Below are 22900 nucleotides of genomic sequence, written 5' to 3' on the forward strand. Positions count from 1 at the left end.
GTTGCAAAATCGTGCTTTGGCATCGAACTACGATTGTCAACACACAACCAATGAGTGGCAGACGTGTCGTCACAAGTTGGATACAAGGATACCAAACCATGAATTGCACTAGGCGCCCGCCGTGACTTGCTCTTCAGCCGCCTCTTGTTCGGCTGCCGCTTCGGGGTGACGTTCTCGGACTTTCACATATCCATTGCTATGCAACTCATGGGCGAGGTCTGGTCCGGACTGACATTCGACAATCCGCCCTGCAAGCATGACATGTGTGAAGTCTGGGACGTTGTATTGTAGAAGCCGATCGTGGTGAGTGATGATCAGCGAACCCATGCCGTTTTCTTTGGACAACCGCTGAACTCCTTCACTCACGACGTTTACCGCGTCGGTATCGAGCCCGGAGTCGGTTTCGTCGAGGAAAGCAAACTTCGGTTTGAGCATTGCCAGTTGCAGGATCTCCATGCGTTTCTTTTCACCGCCGGAGAAACCTTCGTTGACGTACCGCCGAGCGAAATCCAACGGCATGCCGAGTTCTTCCATTCGCGAACGAAGTTCTTTACGGAACTCACGCATGCCGATCAGGTTCTCACCTTCTTTTCGCTCCGGAGAACGGACATTCGTGATCGCGTGTCGAAGGAAGTCGGCGACTTTGACGCCGGGAATTGTGGTCGGATACTGGAACGCGAGGAATAGACCAATTCGCGCCCGTTCGGTGGCATCGAGTTCGACGATGTTCGTTCCATCGACGGTCACTTCACCACTGGTGATCTGATATTTCGGGTGTCCGGCGAGTGCGTAAGCCAATGTGCTTTTTCCGGAACCGTTTGGCCCCATCAAAGCGTGCACCTCGCCTTGCTTGATCTCGATGTTCACGCCCTTCAAAATCGGCGTTTCGCCAACCGAGACGTGGAGGTCTTTCACGGACAGAATACTAGTCACACCAAAATTCCCTGTTCAAATCGCACGTATTCAACTATTTCAAACGTCCAAGGTTGCGACGTGCGGCACGGCAACTTGGCCTCGGTGATGCGGTACGATTGTGGCATCAGCCACCTTGTCACCCTGTTTGCCGAAACCGGCGGTTCCTTGCTGTTTACCAATCCGTCGCGTCTTAATTTTATCCTGAATTCGCATGATGCCTTCGAGCAAAGCCTCCGGCCGTGGAGGGCATCCAGGCACATACACATCGACCGGGACCACCAAGTCGACACCTTTCACCACATGGTAGCCGTGCTTGAAGTACGGGCCACCACCGACGGTGCACGCTCCCATTGCGATCACGTATTTGGGATCGGGCATTTGTTCGTAAAGCCGACGCACTCGGCTGGCCATTTTGAACGTCACAGTGCCAGCGACGATCATCAGGTCAGCTTGACGCGGTGTTGCTCGAAAGGCACCGGCGCCGAAGCGGTCTAAATCGTATCGGCTGGCTCCTGTGGCCATCATCTCGATAGCACAACACGCCAACCCGAAGGTCATTGGCCAAACGCTGGACTCCTGTGCCCAGTTCATGGCTTGTTCCAACGTGGTCAGACCAACGTTTTCTTCAAATCGTCCTTCGATCCAAGTCATCGATCTATCCGCCTAAGCAAACCTGAGGAACGAAATTCTCAACCCAAATTGAAAAAGCACTTTACGAGGACCATCTCTCGGATGCAACACGCCCGACGATGGAAGACCACGGGCCTCATCAATTGGACCGCTTAGGCCGGTTCAAATTCACAACAGGAATGTCCATCGAGGCAACACTGTGTCAGACGAACGTCCGTTCCAAGGACACGGCGAAACACCTCTTTTTCCAATTCACAGATCGAGTCGTCCGCTTGGGCCAGATCGAGATAGGGACAGTGATTTTCCCGCAGGATCGGCAGGTCACCTGTGTGATCCAACTCGACCTGAAACCCTCGATCCGACAACGCATCCTTGAGCCGCTCGAACTTCTCGCCCAACGTCTTCCCGGACGATACCGAACGGAATCGCTCGACCAAAGCGTCAGTAATTCGGGCCAAAACACGGCCGCGAACCTCGATGTCCTCGATCTCCATAAGTTCCCGCCACAGGATTTGTGCCAAGTCCGCGTAGTTGTCTCCCAACTCCCGCTGACCGATTTCCGTGACACAATATCGATGGGCAGGACGCCCTCGCCCTTCACGCACGACAACTCGCTCAACTAACTGCTGACCTTCCAAACGGGTCAGGCGTTGCCGAACGGCTGTTGCAGTCACACCGAACTCAACACACAACTCTTGAATGGTCCCGCCACCGATTTGATTCAATCGCTGAAGGAATTCTTGGTCTTGGGATTCAAGTCGATATTGCATGTTGGTTTTTCATGTGGTGCATGTTGGCCGATGTGGTTTCCATTCACCAATCTCTCTGACGGGATTCTAGACAGCTGAAGCAATTTTAACAACGAAAAATGCGAAAAATAACCGGATTGCCTACGAATCGCTGAGCGACGCGTCCCACGCCGTTGATTTTATCGATGAGTTTCTCCTAGACAGAAAGATTGTTACACTGCCCAGGCTCTCGAAACTCTTCCCTGATCAGCATTTGGAGTAAAGGACGGTATCCGTGAGCGAGCAACCGAAGTCGAAGGAGCAATGGGGTTCCCGAATCGGGGTGATTCTGGCAGTCGCCGGATCCGCTGTCGGGTTGGGGAACTTTCTGCGATTTCCCGGCCAAGCGGCTCAAAATGGTGGCGGTGCATTTATGCTGCCATACTTCATCTCCCTTTTGGTCCTAGGGATTCCCCTTTGTTGGGCGGAATGGACCATGGGACGGTACGGCGGGCTGAACGGGTTCAACTCCGCACCGGGGATCTATTCGACCATCTGGCGAAACCGTTGGTCCAAGTACTTCGGTGCGATCGCGTTGTTGCTGCCTCTAGTCATCTACATGTACTACGTGTTAATCGAGGCGTGGTGTCTTGGGTACGCGATCCGTTATCTGACGGGCGATCTTGTCGCAGGCTCCGGCGGCGCGATCGATACACTTGCTGCTCAGGCCAAACAAGCGGCCGAGACACCGATATCTGACCAAGAAGCCTTGTCAAAGGCTTTTGAGTCGTTCTTCAATTACTTTGTCGGTGCGGAAGCGAATGGCGCACTGCTCTCGCCAGGACGACGAAATTGGCTGCTGATTTTGGTTGGCGTGTTCGCATTCAATTTCATGCTGATTTATCGCGGTGTCACCAAGGGAATCGAATCGTTCTGTAAAGTCGCCATGCCTGTGATGATCGTGCTGGCGCTGATTGTTTTGGTTCGTGTTCTCACGTTGGGAACTCCCGACCCGACCAAGCCAGATCAGTCGGTCCTCGGTGGATTGAATTTCATGTGGAGTCCGAAAGGAGAGGCCCTGAAAGACCCCAAAACGTGGTTGGCGGCGTCCGGGCAGATCTTCTTTAGTCTTTCCGTTGGTTTTGGAATTATCATTAACTACGCCAGCTACTTACGTGAAAGCGACGATGTCGTTCTCAGTGGCTTGACGTCCAGTAGCATGAACGAATTCTTCGAGGTCTGTCTTGGCGGATTGATCACCCTACCAGCCGCATTTATCTTTCTTGGCCCGGCGGTCGGCGAACAGGGAACATTCGGGCTGGGTTTTGTGGCCTTGCCGAACGTTTTTGCTCAAATGGCCGGCGGGAAGGTTTTTGGGTTCTTATGGTTCTTCATGCTGTTCATTGCTGCGGTGACAAGTAGCGTCTCGATGCTTCAGCCAGTGATCGCCTTCCTTGAGGAAGGGTTCAACCTCCGTCGGCGAGACTCAGCGGCTTTCCTAGGGCTACTTGCCGCAATTGGTTGCGGTATCACACTGTATCTCTCGGAGGGGCTTGTCGCGCTGGACACGATGGATTTCTGGGTGGGCAGCGTCATGATTTTCGTGTTGGCGTTGGTCCAAGCGATCCTCTACGGTTGGGCAATGGGAATTATGAAAGGGGAAGACGAAGCCCACAAAGGGGCGAATATTCGCATCCCCGTTTTTGTTCAGTACATGTTGAAGTATGTCGTCCCGTGTTATCTGCTGGTGATCTTCATCGCGTTTTGCTTCAACAACGCACCGGGTTACCTTGAGAAAATCAGCAATACGCCAGCCGCTTTGGCTTCGGTCTTGTTCATTTTGGTCATCATTGGCTTCTTGCTGATGCTAATTCGAATCGCGGGGCGTCGATGGGAACGTGAAGGGCGGTTGAATTACGATCCGGAACCCGATGGAGCCCCGAAAACGGCGACAACTGTCAATAATGAGGAGACGGACACATGAGTTTTGGTGCACTAGCGGTCATGATCTTGTCGGTTGGGTCCGTGTTAACGTTGGTCAGCTTTTGCCTGTACCGAGTCTTGACGTTGCCACCTGTTGAAATGCAAGATATTCGCGGACCGCTCGAAATCGATACAAAAGACACGGACTACGAAGACTAGAGCGGAGTCGATGTTTCGGCCGGAACGCATTGATTCTCGGCCAACACCGGCATGAGCCAGGCACGATGGCGACGTTCGCTTCAAACAGTACATTTGAAAACGGTATGTATCATGGCTGCGGACACGCCTGCACCACCAAAGTCGCTAAAGAACGATGGGGATACCCTCGTGTTGACCTGGGCGGATGGTGCAACTCATCGCCTGCGATGGGAAACCCTGCGGAGGGCCTGTCCCTGCGCGACCTGTCGGGCGGAACGTGTCAAACCGCCGCCGGAAAAACCGGTTCTGACGATTTTGAAGCCCGAAGAGACCCAGCCGATCCGTCCTGTTGCGATGCAGCCGTCGGGAAACTATGCCTATCACATCTCTTTTAGTGATGGTCATAACACCGGCATCTACACACTTGACTACCTCTACGCACTCGGTGAAGAAGCGACCAAGCGAGATTAACCACCGAGTATGCGAGTCTCATGGATGTCGATCTGGCCGAATTCGCGGAATTGCGACTATTCGTCGAGATGTTCCTCAAAGAGTCCAGGTTAAAAACTTGTTTCAGAAACAAAGTGGTTAATCCCACAACAAGTGCGGCAGTTTTGGACGAAGTGAAGCAAAATGATGCGCTCAAAATGCAACACTCATGCTTCGTCTTGCCGCTGAGTGACGCAATTTTCATCAAGTTGTTGTGAATTTTGGAAATTGAATCTCATGGGACGCTGGCCAGATGGTCGCCAATCCACATGGATTACGGCGGCATTACTCTTCCTTCTCTTTCCCCTCTTGTGCTGGTTTTGCTGGTGGTTTGTCAATCTTTAGAGAGATTTGATCAGCCGGTAGATCCCGAATAATCCCGCTCTCTTGCCGGATTTCCGCAATCTTTGCATTAACTCCCCACGTCGGCCTTTAGCTATCTTGACAGATTGGCCGAAATCGAAATTGGTCCATTGACTGATTTGATTCTGGTGAAACGATTGCGGCGATTCGGACCGCCCGATAGTAGCCACCTGTCTGGTGGTTGCCATCAAGCTGTCCGGGTTTTGGCATAAGATTCGCATAGGTTGCCTGAATTGAAGTGTGTCAGGATGACCTCGGGGGATTCTCGGGGTCTGAATTTGGTGAAGAGGGAAAGTCGCTCGAAATATTCTGCTTGGCAGTCCATTTCGGTCCTATCTTTTAGGAACTCATCTCTTTCGCAAACGTCACAACTTCACACTGAAACGATGGCTCGCCCACATGCGAACCATTGCATTTAGTGTCAATCTGGCGATTGGCCGCCAAGAGAATAGTTTTCAACCACGATGGGAATTGACCGTTTGATGTTGGTCGGCAAAGAGTCTGATCGTTGTCGGCAACGCTGGCGATGGACTCTTCCCCGTGAATTGAAATTGTCATTCATTTGAACCGATTGAGTCTTTCAGTTGATTCGCCCCGGGTTCCGTGCGTAAGCGGTATCCTGCGGGGTCGGATTCCTGCAATCCGACGATTTTCCCATATCGATATTGCTCAGAGACCCACCAAGGATTCCGACGATGCTCATCAAGCACTGGCTTGAAACTGTGTATTCCCGACTGGCGTTTCGTGGAAAGGGCACCCCCCGCCCCAGTCGAAAACGACGCCCCATCACTAAACGGCAACGAGGAGTCAGCTCCGTCGAGTCGCTAGAAGAGCGAGTTCTGCTCGCTGGGCCTCAGGTCGTTACGATCTCCCCCAATACCGGCGGGACGATCGAGAACAACACGACGCTGGACGAGCAATTCCGCGAATTAACGATTCAGTTCAGTGAAGGCCAAGAAATCGATCCGGCCACCCTCGGTGGCATTCGGGTTGTGCGGAGCGGTGGCGACGGCGTGTTCGCAAGCGCTGACCCGACGAGTACCGATGATGTCATCGTCTCTCCCGGGTTCATTGGCGTTGGCGACCGTGACAACGAAGTCATCGTGCGATTCGCCGAGAACCTCCCGGATGATCTGTACCAGATCGTCATTATCGGAGATCCTGCGTCGGATTCACCATACGTCGGGCCGGGTGGGCCTTTGGCGAACGTCAACGGTGAACGCTTCCAAGACGGTAGCGACTTCGCCCGGAACTTCGAGTTGGATCTTGGCGCCAAGGTGGAAGGCGTTGTCCCGCAGCCGATCATTCGGGAAACGCTGATCCAAGTCACCGACCCCGCCGCCGTCGAAGATGGCGACACGTTGCGAGTGACAATTGCCCGGCAGGTCTTTGAGTTCGAGTTCGACACCAATAACGATGGTGTCAGCAATGAGAATGCGGTCTCGATTCCAGCGATTAACGATCCGATCACGTTGGCGACTCGAATTCGCAATGCGATTGAAACAACGCTAAACAACAACTTCGTTGGCCCCGAACAAGCGGTTACGGTTTCGCAGGATCCGACCGATCGCACGATCGTTTCAGTGGTCGGTACCGCGTTCTCGGCGGACGTCTCTGTAAGCGGCGAGGGCATTGAACTCGGTGATGGCGCGATCGTTCCGCAACTCGACCGGATCAACGTTTACTTCAACACCAATGATCCGCTCGATCCAGTCACTGCGACGGTCGCTTCCAACTACCGGTTGGTTGACGCGATCACTGGCGACACGACGCTGCCAACGAACGTTTTGTTCTATGAGTCTTCGAATACGGTTTCATTGCAATTCGCCAATCCAATTGATGGCGAACTCTACAATTTGAAAATCGGTCAGGACTTCCAAGGTGGAGCCACGATCACGCCGTTCAATGAGACGAACGACGACAACTCGAGCTTCAACACCGCCACCGATCTTGGCGAACTCTTGTCATCAGCTGGTCGTGTCATCAACGCGTTGATTGAGCCGCAGGATGCGTTTGTGTTGCTCCCACCAGAACCGGGTGGCAACGACGAGCCTGGTCATCGGGATGTCACGCCGCAAAACCATTTGCAGTTCAACGAAGACGGTACTCCGCTGCAGGTACCGAAACAGATTCCCGTCATCAACTACAATTTCCAGACGGTTTACGGATTCAACGAAGGTGGCGTTCAACAAGAGAACACGATTTCCGACTTGCAAAAACAACGCATTCGAGAAATCTTCGACTTGTTCAGCTACTACGCCGGTGTGCAATTCGTCGAGACGGAATCGAAAGGTTTGACGATCGCGGTTGGTCAGATCAATGTCAGCCAGTTCCCTGGCGGACCGCAGGTCACGAAGATCGAGCCGCGTGCGAACGACCAAGTCGAGTACGCGGTCGTTCCGCTGACGCAAACGAACGGTGCAATTAATCCGTTCTCAACGGGCTTGTTGATCATGGACGGTAACGAGCCGTTCAACCAAGACAACAACGAATACGGTGGATTCTTCTTCCGTCAGGCGATGGAAGGGATTGGTCAGGCAATCGGTTTGGGCAGTGCCTTCGAACTGGCCGCCATCATGGGTGAAGAAACCGTCGGTGTCGCCGGGGCGAATCCAATCGGCGAACCGGTCTTCCCTGGTGATCACGACATCACTCACTTACGGCGTTTGTACCCACGTCACGCGACGGACATCGATCTTTATCAGTTCAACGTCACAGAAACTGGGACTCTCAATGCCCAGACGTTCGCTCAACGACTGGTGAACCAAAACGGCGCGGACAATGTGCCGGATGGGACGCCTGAACCGAGTCTGTTGAACTCGCATTTGATCTTGTTCGATGCCGATGGAAACGTTCTCGCCAGCAACGATGATTACTTCAGCAAAGATTCGCTGATTGAGGTCATGCTCCAGTCGGGCACCTATTACATTGGTGTGAGTGCCGCCGGAAATGACGACTACGACCCGAGCGTTCGAAATAGTGGTTTTGGCGGTCAGAGTGACGGCGAATACGAACTGCGTTTGGGCTTCACGCCGCAACCATCTGACACGGCAACCATCCTCGATGCCGACGGCAACCCAACGCCATTGGATGGTGATGCCGACGGCGTAGCTGGCGGAGAGTTCACCTTCTCCTTCCGCGGCAACGACGGCACCAATACGATTTATGTGGATGTCACCAATACGGATTCCGGCAGTGGTTCAGTGGCCAATCCGTACCAAAGTCTTTCGGACGCATTTGCCGCAGCTACACCGGATACGATCGTTCGTGTCAGTGGCAACGTGAGCGATACGCCCTACATCATCGGGGTGGACAACAACGGCAATCCGGTCGCGGGGGCGCAACTTGCGAACTTGGAAGTCCCTGAAGGCGTGACATTGATGATCGACGCAGGTGCGATCTTCAAGTTGAGCAATGCCAATATCGACGTCGGATCGGAATCGGCCCTCGTCTCTCGCGAAGGTGCGGCATTGCAGGTCTTGGGGACCACCGATGACGATGTGATCTTCACGTCGTACCGCGACGATCTGTTCGGTGGCGATAGCGACGGTGTCGGCCCCAACGTTCGACCCGACGACTGGGGTGGCTTGGTCTTCCGCGAAGACTCGGACTTCGACAACTTCCAGACCTTCAACACCATGAACCCAGGGCAGGCCGAAGCGGTCTTCCTGAACTACGTCAATCACGCCACGATTCTGTTCGGTGGTGGTCTGGTAGCGACCGGATCGGGATCGGCAAGTTTCGACCCGATTACTTTGTTCGCGTACTCACAGGACGAAGCGATCGCGTTGGACAGCGTGCCAACCGGTAGTGAGTTCCGTGGCTTCGGTCCGCGTCCGACGTTGTCCTTCAACACGATCTTCGACAACGCCGGAAACGCGATTTCCGCTAACCCGAACAACTTCAGCGACACGCTGGGGCGGATCGGTCCCGATATCCACGACAACACAATCCAACGAAACACCGTCAATGGATTGTTCGTCCGCATCAACCAGTCTGGCAATCAAGCTCTCGACGAGTTGGAAGTTGGTGCGCAATTCGATGATACGGATATTGTCCACGTCGTGACTCAAAACTTGATCGTCTCCGGCAACCCCGGTGGTTCGGTTGAGTTCAACAACGTCACCCGTCCGCGATTCTCCGGGCGATTGACGATTGACCCGGGTGTGGTTGTGAAACTCGGTTCCTCGCGAATCGAAGCCGAACGTGGTGGCGCTCAAGTCATCGCTGAGGGAACCGATGACAACCCGATCATCTTCACGTCGATCTTCGACGATACCTACGGCGGCAGCGGCACGTTCGACACGAACAACGACAATGACGATGTCGATCAAGACGGCGTCGCCGACTTGCCAACGATGCACGCGGACGTACTGGAAGGCACTTCGCGAGAAGAGTTCGAAGCTCTTGAGTCCGTCACTGGTCACAGTCGCTACAGCACGAAAACACCACCAGTGCTGGCCCAGGCCGACGCGCGGCCCGGCGATGATATTCTGACGATCGTGTTGGACTTCAAAGAAGTCGGCGAGGCAACCTCGTCCGATATCTTCAATAACGTTGTTGACGCGATTGACCTGTCTTCGTTCGGCTTCACACCTGCGGACTTCGATACGATCGCCCAATCGGTCCTAGCTGCCGTCGAGTTCGACTACTTCGGCATTCCACAAGGAACCACCCCTGTGCCAGTGGGTGAGGACCTGGTCATCGACTTCCTGATCGGCGATATCGGAACCGCCCCGATTGGTGTGACCGAATATTATTACGTTCAGATTGGCTCGGGTGTTTCTGGTCCTGGTTTCAATGGGCCGCTCGGTGTTGCTGGTGGATCGGTTGTACGCAACGCGACGGGCGTTGGTCCTGCCTTCGGAATCCAGACTGGGGACGTGGTCGCCACGGTCTTCACAGATATCGTCTCCACCATCGCAGGCGTCCAAGGCGATTTGGTAGCGACGACCAATGCAATTGCCGGGACAACTTCGCACGAGATCGGCCATACCGTCTCGCTTGACCACATCAACAGGGCTGGAGTGGTCACACCAAACGGCAAGCCGCCGATCATGGGAACCGGTGCGATCGACCTGCCGGATAGCGACCGGATTATCGATCGCGAGTTCTCCCTGAGTGGTCAGAACCAAGAGGCTGGGAATCAATCACAGTTCCACATTCAGCAACTTGTCGACGCACTCGGTACGCACTTGATTGACGGCACGGGTGGTACACCCCCGGTCATTCCAGGTGTGGAACGAGGAACGGCAGCTCCTGGGGACTGGGCAGGGATTGTCTTCAACGCAACGAGCTCTGGATCGTTCAACAACATCCGGGTGTCGTACGCAGGTGGTGGTGCCCCAGCAGAAGGTGATTTCGCCGAATTCAATCCGCTGGAAATCCATCAAGCCGAAGTGCGTGTCGTTAACAGCGATTTCCGCTTGAACGCTGACGGAACGGGTCCTGCGGGACAAGATGTCGATCGAAATGGTCGTGGTGAGAACTCCTCCGCGACGATCTTCGTCCGTGGTGCTCAGCCAATTATCATGGACAACGACTTCCGGGATAACGACGGAAATACGATCAGCATCAACGCGAATGCTTTGATCGCAGATACGTTGGCTGATACCGGTAACGTGACTGGGTTCGCTTACTCGGGAGCCGAAGAACAAGCGTTGTTCACCAGCTTCGCGAACAACCGTGGCCCATTGGTTCGGATCAACCGGATTACCGGTTCCGACGACACCGACGCCGGCATCGATGTCACAAACGGGATGGAAGTTCGGGGTACGGAAGGCTTGGCCTTCAACGATAGTGACATCGCACCCTCGGTTATTACAACCGACACGGTTTGGGACGACACCGACATCGTCCACGTGGTCCGCGACGAAATTCGCACGACGAATATGCACACCTTCGGCAGCTTGCTGCTCCAAAGTAGTGCGACTTCGAGTCTCGTTGTGAAACTTTTGGGAGCAACGGCAGGATTCACCGCCGACGGTGAACCACTTGATATCGACGATCGCATCGGTGGTACCGTGCAGATCGTTGGGGCCCCTGGCTTCCCAGTTGTAATGACTTCGCTTAACGACGACTCCGTGTCCGCCGGGTTCCGCCCAGACGGCTTCCCGAATAGCGACACGAACGGCGACGGAAGTAGCGGTGCTGCACCGTCCGCTGGCGATTGGCGAAGCATTCAGTTCAATCAATACGCGAACGATCGCAACGTTGATATCATTCTGGAAGCTGAACGAGGTGGCGGTGTCGGTCCGGACACGAACGCACAACGCACCCTCGCCGAGCCACTTGGTTTGTTAGCCAGCAACGGCACAAAAGGTTCCGATGCCAACAACCGTGCCGGGTTCGAAATTCACGGGATTATCAATCCGGATGGCAACGACGATCGCGATACCTATAGCTTCATCGCCCAAACAGGGACGGAAGTTTGGATCGACATTGACCGCACCGATTCCTCGCTCGATACATTCATCGAGCTGATGAACTCGGCTGGGGTGGTGATTGCGAGTTCCGATAGTAATACGGTCTTGAATGTCGACCGACTCGGGAACCCCCGTCCGAACACGATCGGGTTGCCGTTGATTAAGGATTCTCGCGACGGTGGCGACTTCTACACCACCAACCCGAAAGACGCCGGGATGCGGGTTGTGTTGCCGGGGATCGAAGGCGACGACAACATCTACTACCTGCGAGTGAGCAGTCGGGGAACTCCGGATAGTGGCGAATACACTTCGGGTCAGTACGAACTGCAAGTCCGTTTGCAGCAAGAGGACGAGCATGCCGGCTCGACCGTGCGGTTTGCGGATATTCGCTACTCGACCGACGGGATCGAAGTCAGTGGGTTGCCGTCCAATTCACCGCTGACTGGCGAAGCCGGGGAAAGTGGTCTAGACGGAGCCGAAACGAACAACTCCTTCGGCACCGCAGACAGTCTTGGCAACTTGCTCGCTACGAATCGGAATACGCTCTCCGTGGCCGGTGTTCTTCCGAACGATGCGGACGTTGACTTCTACCGCTTCACAGTGGATTACCAAGACATCGACCCGACATTCGACGGCGATGACTTTGAACGCTTCGCGGTCACCTTCGATATCGACTATGCCGAAGGTTTTGCAGGCGGCGATATGACGTTGTTCGTGTTCGACGACACGGGCCGTTTGGTGCTGATGTCGCAGGATTCGCGGAATCAAGCCGACGTTCCAGCACCGCTCAACGGCAACGATAGCGATGACCTCACCCGTGGCACAAACAGTTCGACCGATCCGTTCTTGGGGCCGGTGGAATTGCCACAGGGCGACTACATCGTAGCCGTCGCAACCGACTTCGAAGACCCAACGGATCTCTCGCGGTCCTCACGCGTGCCGCAGGTGCTCACGCAATTCACCGATGCCAACTCAGCCTTCCCGCTCACCCGTGTGGAGCCGAACTTGGCGGTCGATCGGATCGTGGAAGACCATATTGATTACGACGGATTCTTCACGCTCCCTGACGCCGACGAAGACAGCACGTTCATCGGGGAAACATTTGAGCAAGGTGCGTCAACCGATCAGCGGAATGACGAGCAAGAACTGAAGAAGATTGTCGACACTCGGGATGCCGAAATCGAATTGGGCAGTTCCTTCGTACCTTGGTACTTAGGGGACGTAGGGTTGTTCGTGGTCGAACCATTGGGCAACAACACCAGCCGAGTTCGAATCGTGGACCCGTTCACCGGGCATGAGGAAGTGGTTGTCGGTGTTGTCAACGAACGTCTGGAGGACCTGACCGTTCGCATGACCGACGGGCGATTGATCTCGTTCGATAGCCAGAACGGAACCCCGACCGACGGCAATACCGGCGGGTTCAACCAAATCGATACCACGAACATTGCCAACGACGATTTCAATCAGTTCAACGACACCATTACCAACAACCGGACCGGCGGCAACCTCGTCACGTATTCCGGACCGAACGATATCGCACCTCCTGGAAGTAACAACAACGGGGTTGGGTTCACCTGGAATGCTATTTCGCTCAACGAAAACCGCGACTTGTTCTTGCGAGACGGCGGTCCCGGAAGCACCAATGATGGCTACTTCGCGATCGGAACGCGAAACGACTTGATCCGTGCCGGCAATAGTCCAACGGGGTTGATCACCTACAACGTTCTCTACCAGTTCAATTCAAACGGCAGCGCGGTCGGCAATAGCCGAAATCCCAACTCGCAGGTGATTGGAGCGGGAACGAACATCGAAGAACGTGGGATTCTCGACACCAGTGTTGGTGCCACGGGTGACATGGTCAACGGTTCGGACCTCATCACAGGGATGGCTGTCGTCAACGGCATTGTCTGGGCCGTCGATGAAAGTGGCGACCTCTACACGATCTCAGGTGCGACCAGCACGAACGCTCAGTTGAACTTCGTGACAACGGTCTTGGACGAAGCCGGCAATCCAATTCAGTTCACAGGCCTGACCCCAGGACCAGAACGGACCGAAGATGGTCGGTACGAAGACACTCTCTTTGCAACCGACGCCAACGGTCGATTGTACGCCATCGCAACCGGCGATGATTTCGCCACGGTCGACACTACGGAACAAGCCGGTGATTTGCTGCCAGTGTTCTTCAATGCTCAGCGTAGCGTCCAGTTGACGAGTTCGTTCGGAACTCCTCTCAGTGGTCAAGAAGGTTTGGTGTTCTCGAACCTGACGGAGAACCTATGGCATATCGAAGGCGACCGCGGTGCTGATCCGGGACACGGTCTCGATACCACCTTCGATCGTCGTCGTCTCTACGATCCAGTCCCCACGGATCGCTACGACCCGCGTTCACCTGAGACACTCGGTGGTGACACCGGTCGGATTGGCTCGTCGAGTTTGCAATTCGGTGCCGGTGGTCTCGGTGACGACTACGAATTCGCGGGTGGGGCTCACGGGAGCATCGAAACGAATACGTTCGATCTGACCGGCTACTCCGCGTTGGATGAACCGTCGTTGTACTTCAACTACTACCTGGAAACGGAAAACGCCCAGTACGATCCGCTTTCGAGCCAAGACGAATTGTTCCGGGACTCACTGCGAGTCTTCATCGCCAACGACTCTGGTGAGTGGCAGTTGCTCACCACGAACAATGAGTACGACCCTGTCGACATCCTGCGGGGTGACGAACTCAACAACTCGTCAATCTTCGATGTTCAACAGACGTTCGACATCGAACAACGGGATAGCTGGCGACAAGTGAAGGTGGACCTCGGTCCGTATGCAGGACAAGAAAACCTGCGACTGCGAATCGACTTCAGCACCTTCGGTTCGATGGGAACCGGTCTGATCGACACGGTCGGTGAAGAACTTCGTGCGGTGAACGGTTGGCAAATCGCCAACGGTGACACCTTCACCATTGCTGGAACGTCTCCGTCGACCGTCCTCGCTGCTGCTCAAAATGTCGATAATGGTGGTTGGAATACGAACCCGAATCCTGATATTCAAAATGCCACAACACGGCCGCACGTTTCCATCGACGGAGCTGGAGATGGCACGTTCGACTACTACAGCTTTACAGTGGCTAATGCGGGTGACGTCGGCACCTTTGATATCGATGACGAAAACTTCGCTACGCAACTGTTCTTGTTCAATGATAGTGGGACAGTAATCGCAAGTAGCGCGTTTGGCGCCGATATCCAAGATTTCACATTCGCGTCCGCAGGGACTTACTATCTTGGAGTGTCGTCGTTCGGTTCGACGGACGACGCTGGAGCCATCGTTGGTAATCCGCCGCAAATGGGCGATGTCTATACATTGCATCTGTCGCTAGACAATCACCCGCTGAACCCGCTCGGGCAAGACCCCATCGCAGAGGTGGAACCGAACCATCCGGAAGACGTAACTTTCGAGTTCGACAACGACTTCACTGTCGTCTTCCCAACGGGTTCGCGAATCAATGACGGCGACGAAATCGAAGTCAATGACGTTCAAGATGCGATCTTTGAGTTCACGCAAGATGCGTCCAGCTACACCGGCGCGAATATTCCCGTCGAGTACAGCAAGACCGACACCGCTCAAGAAGTGGCTCGTGCGTTCCGAGATGCGGTGCGAGCAACCTTCGGTTCCGATTTGGTCGTGAATGCAGAACTGGATCAACCGCAACGGGTGAACTTGTTCTCGGTGGCCGACGTGATCGACGTCACCGTCCGAAACACGTCGCAGATCGAACTGGAAGGGATCGGCGGTGGCCAAGCCGGGTTCGAGGCTGCGAGTACCAACACTCGAATTCGTGTCCACTCGGGCATGAACCGGTTTGACGACGGAGCCGTGAGTGATGGCATCGGACGGGAAACCCCCGAAAACTCCGATGTGGTCACGCAGATCAAGAATGCTTTGGTCGATGTCTACACCGACGCGAACGCTGACGAATTCTGGCGTGAGCAGGTCTTCAAGAACTATCGCGAAGTCATCCGTATCATCAAGCTCGATGTGACCGACGCCGGTCCGCTCGGGTTGACCGAAGCGAATGGAGCCCGCGGACGCATCGAAGATGGGGAAGCCGTCGGCAACCCACTGCCGACCGTCAACGGTCAGTATTTGGTCGGTATGCCTGGCGACAGCTTCGGTTCGGTGGCTAACAATAAGGGCTTGGAAAACAATAACTTCGAAGGCGTCTACATTGACGACATTATCATCGGCTTTGCGAGCCGAGGTGATTACGTCACCGGAACCGACGTCTACTCGCAAGCTCAGAACACGACGTTCACCTCGACCGCTGCGAGCGAAATCGAAACCGGGTTGTACCAACTCGAGATTCGCCGAGCGACCGAATTCGACATCGATCGCCGCGACGACGCTTTCGAAATCTTCCAACAGAAGAACAGCAACACGAACTACGATTCAACGCTGGACTTCACAATCGACATCAAGGACTTGCAGACCGGTTCGGATGTCACGGTTGTCGCCCCTCGTGGGGCGGAGATCGCTGAAGGCCAGACGTTCCTGGTCAGCGATGGCGTGAACACCTTCACCTTCGAGTTTGCTCAGACCGCTCTCGCAGCCGAATTGTCACGCGGTGACACTCTGAACAACAGCAGCTTGTTCACCCTCACCAATACCGGTGATACGAACATCGCAACCGTGGACCTGACTCTGCCAAGTGGTCTTGTCTTCGACGTCAATCAGTCGAACATTACGGTGTCATCTGGAGGAAGCCTGACCGGCATCAGCACAACGCCGGACTTCCAAGGCAGTAATGGCCGTGTGTTGCGAGTGTCCTTCAGCAACTTTGAACCGGGTGAAACCGTTTCCTTCGGGATGGACGTGGACCAAAACGACGGTGACCCTAACAACGGTGAGGAAACCATCAACGGTTCAAGCATCGTTGGAACACAAGTTCTGTTCCGCGATGTCAATGGTGATACCGTCCTCAACGAGGCCTTCCAGCCTGTACCAGACCTGAATGGTCCAGCAGGACGGATCACCGGGGGTAGTAGTGTCCGAGCGGGCAACGTCGCCGTGCCGTTCCTCGTGGACGACCGGGCCAGCACCATCGCTGCCGCGATGCGGGACGCGATCAATCGGGTTTCGAATTCGAATCCAAATCCGCAACCGCTCGATCCGCTCAACCCGGTTCTGCTCGACGTGGTGGCCGGAATCGATGATGGAACCGATGCGAGTGCATCTTCGAGCACGAGTAACCGGGTCAACCTGTTCGGTGCCGTCGACTTCTTCGCACCGAATGGCGTTAACCTCGATCTGACTCGTGGCGTCACCGGTACGGTCAATCGCGGAATTCGGGACGACTCGTTCGCCTCGAACCTCGACCCTGGTCCATTGGGAGCACCGCTCTTTACGATTCCGTCGAGTATCAACTTGGAGTATGTCCAATTCCTGTCTGACTTGTTCAGCTTCACGAACGACTCACCGACTGGTGAATGGATTACTTCGATCACACTCGACTTGACTGAAGCTCAGCTCCGTAGCAATGAACTCGGTCTGACTGCACCGGTCTTTGATCCGGCCGCGACAAGCCTGTCCATCCGTGGCACGACTTCGCAGATCAACCTGCCGACGCCGCAGGTGCAAGTCAGCCCGGACGGTTCGTCGGCGACGGTTAACATTCTCGATTCCAGCCCGTTCGAATCTGGTGAGGAATTCAACTTCGGAATTCCGTTCGCCTCTGGCTTGCCGCTGGGACCGGAGCTGATCGACACGATTGTCACATTCGAATTTGAGCACCCGATCACTGGTGCAACTCGCACGGTTGAAGGTCGATTCCTCGAAGGGACTGGTTCGAACTACGCTGTGTTCGTTGCGAACACGGATGCCGGAACTGGTGCCAATATCGGTGAGAAACAAAGCCCGATTTCCTACATCGTGAACACCGGAATCGGTGACGCGAACTTGGAACGTGAGCAAGGGCAGTTGGTCATCTCGCAAAATAAAATCACCAACACCGCTAACACCGGCATTTCGGTCGATGCTGCTCAGCGTTCGCAGAGTGCGTTGGCTCCGTTGGGTGTGCCGATCAACTTTGCACCACAAAACGACCAAAACCTCGTGCCTGGTGTGAAGATCGTCAACAACGTGGTGGCGACCTTTGGTCAGAGTGGGATTTCACTTGCCGGCGACCCGAACTCCGGAACCGTCGCGAATGCCGCCGTACCATTCGCTCGTGTGATCAACAACACACTTTACGGTGGGGAGACTCCCACCGGAACTGGGATCAGTGTCACGAACAACGCCAGCCCGACGATTCTCAACAACATCTTCGCGAATCTCACGACCGGGATTATCGTCGATGCTTCATCGGACCAAGCGAACACGGTGACCGGGTTCAACCTCTACAGCAACAACGGTAACAACGCGAGTATCGGTGGGACTGTCTTCGGTCCGACGGCGGTCGTTGCGACGCAAGACATCGTCGCCGATCCGGCACAGCAGTTGTTTGTTGATCCGTCAACGAATAATTTCTATCCGGCGGACGGCTCGCCAGCCATTGATAGTGCTACGAACTCTTTGCCGGACCGAGCGAGTATCACCTCGTTTGCCGACGCTCTCGGTATTCCGGAATCGACAATCCTGGCTCCTGATATCGATCGCTTCGGCCAAACCCGTGTCGATGATCCACAGCAGAACCCGCCATTCAGTGGGGGAACTGAGGAGATCATCAAAGACCGTGGTGCAGTCGAGCGAGCCGACTTCAACGGGCCGACCGTGGAACTGGTTGATCCAGTCGACAACGGCAACGATCCCGAAGACGAGGATCCCGCAAACACCATCGTTCGACTTGATAACCCAGCTCAACGCGAGTTCGTGATCAAGTTCAACGACCTCGGAATTGGTATCGATGACGACAGCGTCACCCCGGACAAGTTCACTATCATGTACGATGATGGGACTGGCCCGCGAACGCTGGAACTCACGAACGATTACCTCTTCTTCTACAACTCCAATACCAACGAAGTGACGTTGGCACCGGTGGCCGGTCTCTATCCATTCGGGACTTACACCATCGTGGTCGACAATGCGGTCAATGGTCAGGGGGTTGCAACTGGTGTTCGCGACGAAGCTGGCAATCCGGTTATCGGCAACCAGGGCGATGGTTCGGTTCAGTTCACCATTCAGCTCATCGCTGGCGGACTGAGCATCAGCGATGCTCCGATGATTACCGAAGGTGACTTCGGCGAATCGTTCGCGAACTTCACCGTAACGTTGACTTCGCCATCCGCCTCCACCGTTTCGGTCGATTACGAAGCGATGGTCGATCCTGATGGAATGAATCCGGCTACGGTTGATGAAGACTTCCGTGCCATCACCGGCACCGTCACCTTCAACCCAGGTGAGACGACCCAAACGATTACGATCCCAATCATCGGTGATTCGATGATTGAGACCGACGAAACGTTCGTGGTCATGCTCAGTAACCCTGTGAACAGCCGATTCGAGACCCCGGATGATCAGGTCGCATTGGGAACAATCATCGACGACGATCCGAAGTTCTCCTTCCCGGTCGGTGTGACCGATCCGATGGCACCGGAGAACAGCGGCGAAATCGTCTTCCAAGTTGCCCTGCTCGACGACCCCAAAGCCAGTGTCGCCGTGGACTTCGCAACTCAGGATGTGACGGGAAGCGACGCCGCAACTGCTGGGGCGGACTACTTCGCGACCAACGGTACATTGGTCTTGAAGTACAACATCGACGACAACACTTACCGAGTCTTCATCCACTCTGGTGGTTCCACGGAAGAGTTGGATCCGATTGATGCGTCGGACGTTGCGAACTTGGTTGTTCCGATCAGTGTGGAACTGCTCGACGACTCCCTGGTGGAAGTTCCAGAACGGTTCAACCTCTTGCTGTCGAATGCACGCCGAGTGACGACCGACGGCAATGGTCAAATCACCGGCACCGTCGCCGGAACCATCGGTGTGGCTGATGGCGAGGCAACGGGGACCATCACCGACAACGAACCGACCGTCTCCCTGTTCTCTGCGACAGTGACGGAAGGTGAGGAAGGTGAAGATCGATTCCTCGACTTCCGCGTCGAAGTGGAAGGCGAAGTCGTGACTCCGTTCCAGTTGAACTTCGACACTGTCGACGGAACCGCGATCGGCTTCCCAGCGATGGATGCTGACTACCAGTTGCAAGATACCTCGATCACGGTGACAGATGCGGGGACCTATACCGTTCGGGTGAAAGTCTTCGGTGACGATATCGCCGAAGGGCCATCGGAAACGTTCTCACTGGTCTTGTCGCTCCAGGATCCGGGTTCGGCCAACTTGGTCGGCGGCCTGAACAATCAACTTGTGGTCTCCGGAACGATCATCGACGACGATACCCCATCGTTCACGATCAGCGATGTCACGGTGATCGAAGGCGACGATCCGGATACTCCGGCAACGGCAGTCTTCACCGTCACCTTGCTCAACCGTCCGGAAACCGGTGACTACTATATCGATTACGAAACCGTGGCTGGCACCGCGACCGAAGCGGATTACACGCCAATCATGGGACGGTTGGAATTCCTCGAAGGTGTGGGACCAGATTCGCAAACCGTCTCAGTGACGATCACGAACGACGATATCCGGGAAGGTGACGAAGAATTCACGGTCTTGTTGACTCTGCCCGATGTGGATGACCCGAACATCCCGACACCACCGCCGGTACCGGCCATCGTGTTGAAAGAGGAAGGCACCGGAACGATTCTGGACGACGACTCGCCGAAATTCATGGTCGATGACGTGACCGTCGTCGAAGGCCAAGTCAACTTCGCTGAATTCCTTGTCACAATGACCGAACTTCCCCTTGCAGGCGAAACGGCGACGGTTCGCTTCCAAACGCGGGACGGCTCTGCCACGGCCGGTTTGGACTACCAAGCCACCAGCGGCACGCTGTCCTTCACCGACGCGGATGCAAATGGTCAAATCGTGCGGGTGCCGATCCGAATCGACGACGTCGATGAGTTGTTCGAAGACTTCGAATTGGTCCTCAGCGACGCCACGAATTCCGGTATCCTTGACGGTATCGGTGTTGGAACGATCCTCGACCGAACCACGACTTTGGAAGAGTTGCTCCAAATTCCGAATCAAAGCATGCTGACCACGGAAGACATCCGTGAAATCACGCTGCCGCGAACGGATGCAACGGGTGAAGTCATCGTCTACACCGCTGTCAGCAACAACGATCAAGTCACGGTGACGGTTGAGGATAACCATATTATTCTCGACCCGGTCGACGGCTTCATCGGCACGGCTGACATCACTGTGACGGCCACGACAGCGAATGAAACCGCGACTGACACGTTCCGATTGACGGTGCTGTCTCGACCGGAAGCAATCATTACGGATCAGCCAGTTGACCGACTCGCGATTAATGGCTTCCCGGAAGTGGTCGAAGGTGACTTCGATGGTGGCGATGGCGGCGAAGACTTGTTCTTCTACAATCCGCTCACCGGTGCCAACCGATTCCTGATGAACGGTGTTGCCGACATCACGTATCTCACGAACGCCATTGACCCAACCGCGTTGAACGGTAACGACTTTACTCAGCTCGTTGCTGGCGACTTCGGTGGAACGGGCGGCTTCACTGACTTGTTCTTCTACAACCCGCTCACCGGTAAGAACCGCATGGCGACCTTCCAAGCCGCGGGCGTGTTGCAAGTGGAAACGAACATCGTGGACCCGACCGCAATCAATGGCAACGACTTCACGGATGTCAGCTCCGGTAGCTTCCGCGTCTCGGCTGCGAATGACGGCGACGACTTGTTCTTCTGGAACCGAACGACCGGTAAGAACCGAATTGTGGCCTTCAACTCGACAAGCCCGATTCCAACGCAGGCATCGGTGCAGACCAACTTCGTCAATCCTGCGGCGATCAACGGTAACGACTTCGATACCGTGGTCACGGGGAACTTCGACGGAGAAGGTTTGGACGACCTGTACTTCTGGAACGGAACAACTGGTAAGAATCGGCACATCACGCTGGTTCAGTCCGGTGGACCGGGAACGGCAGTCATCGAAGATGTGATCCTGACCAACGTGATCGAAGCCTCGGCACTCAACGGAAATGACTTCACCGAGTTGACGGTCGCGGACTACGATGGTGACGGCGACGATGACTTGTTCTTCTGGAACCCACAAACCGGACGCAACCGAACGGCGTTCGTCGACAACACCGATGGCCTCAGTTACGGTCTCGAAACCAATGGCGTGCCCAGCGGTGCGGTCAATGGTGGGGCATTCCAGATCGTGATTGGCCTCAACTTCAACGGTGGAGTCGAAGACGAATTGTTCTTCTTCGATCCGATCGGTGGCTTCAATCGACTGGCTAGCCGCTCTGTCTAACCGAGTCAAACGTCAACCAACTCCAAGCCGCTTCGCTCCGTGCGAGGCGGCTTTTTTGATTGCCACGAAGGATTCGTTCCACCGACGCGAACAAAATACCGATCAAATCCGGGGGTGACACGGTTGTCACATGGGGGTAATATCCTGCCCTTCAATACAATTTCGCGCGGGCATTGTTTCATGGACGAAACGCCATGCCGACACAATGGATTCTTGGTGGCTTAGTCATCTTAGGTAGTTTGCCTTTGACGGGGTGTGCCACATCGACTGGGAACGGTGCGTTGTTCGGTACCGGACTCGGCGCAACGACCGGGGCAGTTCTCGGGAGCGTTTCAGGGAACGCTGGCAAGGGAGCATTGATTGGCGCGACCGCCGGTGCTCTCGGGGGAGCGTTGGTCGGAAACGCCGAAGACGCCGCACGTCAACGTGACGCCGCCTGGGCACATGCCTACCAAGTCGAACAACAGCAATTCGCAGCCCAAGCCGTGACAAACGCCGATGTGGTCACGATGACGCAAAGCGGCGTCAGTCAGGAAGTGATCATCAACGCCATCCGCACACGGGGCGGACAATTCGACACCAGTCCCAATGCATTGATCTGGTTGAAAAACAGTGGCGTCTCCGATGCAGTAATCGCGACCATGCAACAAAGCGGCTCGCCAATCGCTCCGGTGAGCACAACAACCGTGGTTCCGCCGCCTGCGATCGGTCCTGAGGTGATCGTCGTCGAACCGCGACCGGCGCCCATTTTCGTGCATCCTGGACCGATCCGGTTCCGTTCGCCAAGACGCTGCCGACCGTATCGACGGCATGGCCACAGTGCCCATTTGCATATCGATCTGTAGA

General features: G+C 55.2%; 8 protein-coding genes. 5 read left to right on the top strand and 3 right to left on the bottom strand.

Translation table 11 applies throughout. The features are described 5' to 3' along the window. Positions 1 to 108 precede the first annotated feature (108 nt). The 3 genes from sufC to G6R38_RS10520 all read right to left on the bottom strand — a co-directional run bounded on the left by sufC (position 109) and on the right by G6R38_RS10520 (position 2315). A complete protein-coding gene (gene sufC / locus G6R38_RS10510) occupies positions 109 to 933 on the bottom strand; it encodes a Fe-S cluster assembly ATPase SufC (RefSeq protein ID WP_166824311.1) in 825 nt (274 codons plus the stop codon). A 39-nt stretch (positions 934 to 972) separates the two neighbouring features. Further along, the gene (locus tag G6R38_RS10515) at positions 973 to 1566 is read right to left on the bottom strand and encodes an NADH-quinone oxidoreductase subunit B (RefSeq protein ID WP_166824314.1); all 594 of its coding nucleotides are present in this window, start codon (positions 1564 to 1566) and stop codon (positions 973 to 975) included. A gap of 131 nt (positions 1567 to 1697) precedes the next feature. Next, positions 1698 to 2315 carry a helix-turn-helix transcriptional regulator gene (locus G6R38_RS10520; protein WP_166824317.1) on the bottom strand — a complete coding sequence of 206 codons (618 nt, stop codon included), beginning with the start codon at positions 2313 to 2315 and terminating at the stop codon, positions 1698 to 1700. A gap of 253 nt (positions 2316 to 2568) precedes the next feature. On the opposite strand from G6R38_RS10520, the gene G6R38_RS10525 reads away from it, so the two are divergent. From G6R38_RS10525 to G6R38_RS10545, 5 genes are all read left to right on the top strand, one after another. After that, entirely contained in the window at positions 2569 to 4257 is a 1689-nt protein-coding gene (locus G6R38_RS10525; protein ID WP_166824320.1) for a sodium-dependent transporter, read from the top strand. Next, a complete protein-coding gene (locus G6R38_RS10530) occupies positions 4254 to 4415 on the top strand; it encodes a hypothetical protein (protein WP_166824222.1) in 162 nt (53 codons plus the stop codon). The genes G6R38_RS10525 and G6R38_RS10530 overlap by 4 nt, the downstream gene beginning before the upstream one ends. Before the next feature lie 111 nt (positions 4416 to 4526). Further along, on the top strand, positions 4527 to 4865 hold the full coding sequence (locus G6R38_RS10535; RefSeq protein ID WP_166824323.1) for a DUF971 domain-containing protein: 339 nt from the start codon (positions 4527 to 4529) through the stop codon (positions 4863 to 4865). A gap of 1076 nt (positions 4866 to 5941) precedes the next feature. Next, a complete protein-coding gene (locus G6R38_RS10540; RefSeq protein WP_166824326.1) occupies positions 5942 to 22054 on the top strand; it encodes a Calx-beta domain-containing protein in 16113 nt (5370 codons plus the stop codon). Between the two features lie 194 nt (positions 22055 to 22248). Then, a complete protein-coding gene (locus G6R38_RS10545) occupies positions 22249 to 22899 on the top strand; it encodes a glycine zipper domain-containing protein (protein WP_166824329.1) in 651 nt (216 codons plus the stop codon). Position 22900 lies beyond the last annotated feature (1 nt).

Source organism: Thalassoroseus pseudoceratinae, assembly GCF_011634775.1.
In the GTDB taxonomy this organism is placed as follows: domain Bacteria; phylum Planctomycetota; class Planctomycetia; order Planctomycetales; family Planctomycetaceae; genus Thalassoroseus; species Thalassoroseus pseudoceratinae.

Excerpts from the sequence above, each read along its gene's own strand:
- G6R38_RS10515 (WP_166824314.1), bottom strand. The coding sequence starts at position 1,566 with ATGACTTGGATCGAAGGACGATTTGAAGAAAACGTTGGTCTGACCACG.
- G6R38_RS10520 (WP_166824317.1), bottom strand. The coding sequence starts at position 2,315 with ATGCAATATCGACTTGAATCCCAAGACCAAGAATTCCTTCAGCGATTG.
- G6R38_RS10530 (WP_166824222.1), top strand. The coding sequence starts at position 4,254 with ATGAGTTTTGGTGCACTAGCGGTCATGATCTTGTCGGTTGGGTCCGTG.
- G6R38_RS10535 (WP_166824323.1), top strand. The coding sequence starts at position 4,527 with ATGGCTGCGGACACGCCTGCACCACCAAAGTCGCTAAAGAACGATGGG.
- G6R38_RS10540 (WP_166824326.1), top strand. The coding sequence starts at position 5,942 with ATGCTCATCAAGCACTGGCTTGAAACTGTGTATTCCCGACTGGCGTTT.
- G6R38_RS10545 (WP_166824329.1), top strand. The coding sequence starts at position 22,249 with ATGCCGACACAATGGATTCTTGGTGGCTTAGTCATCTTAGGTAGTTTG.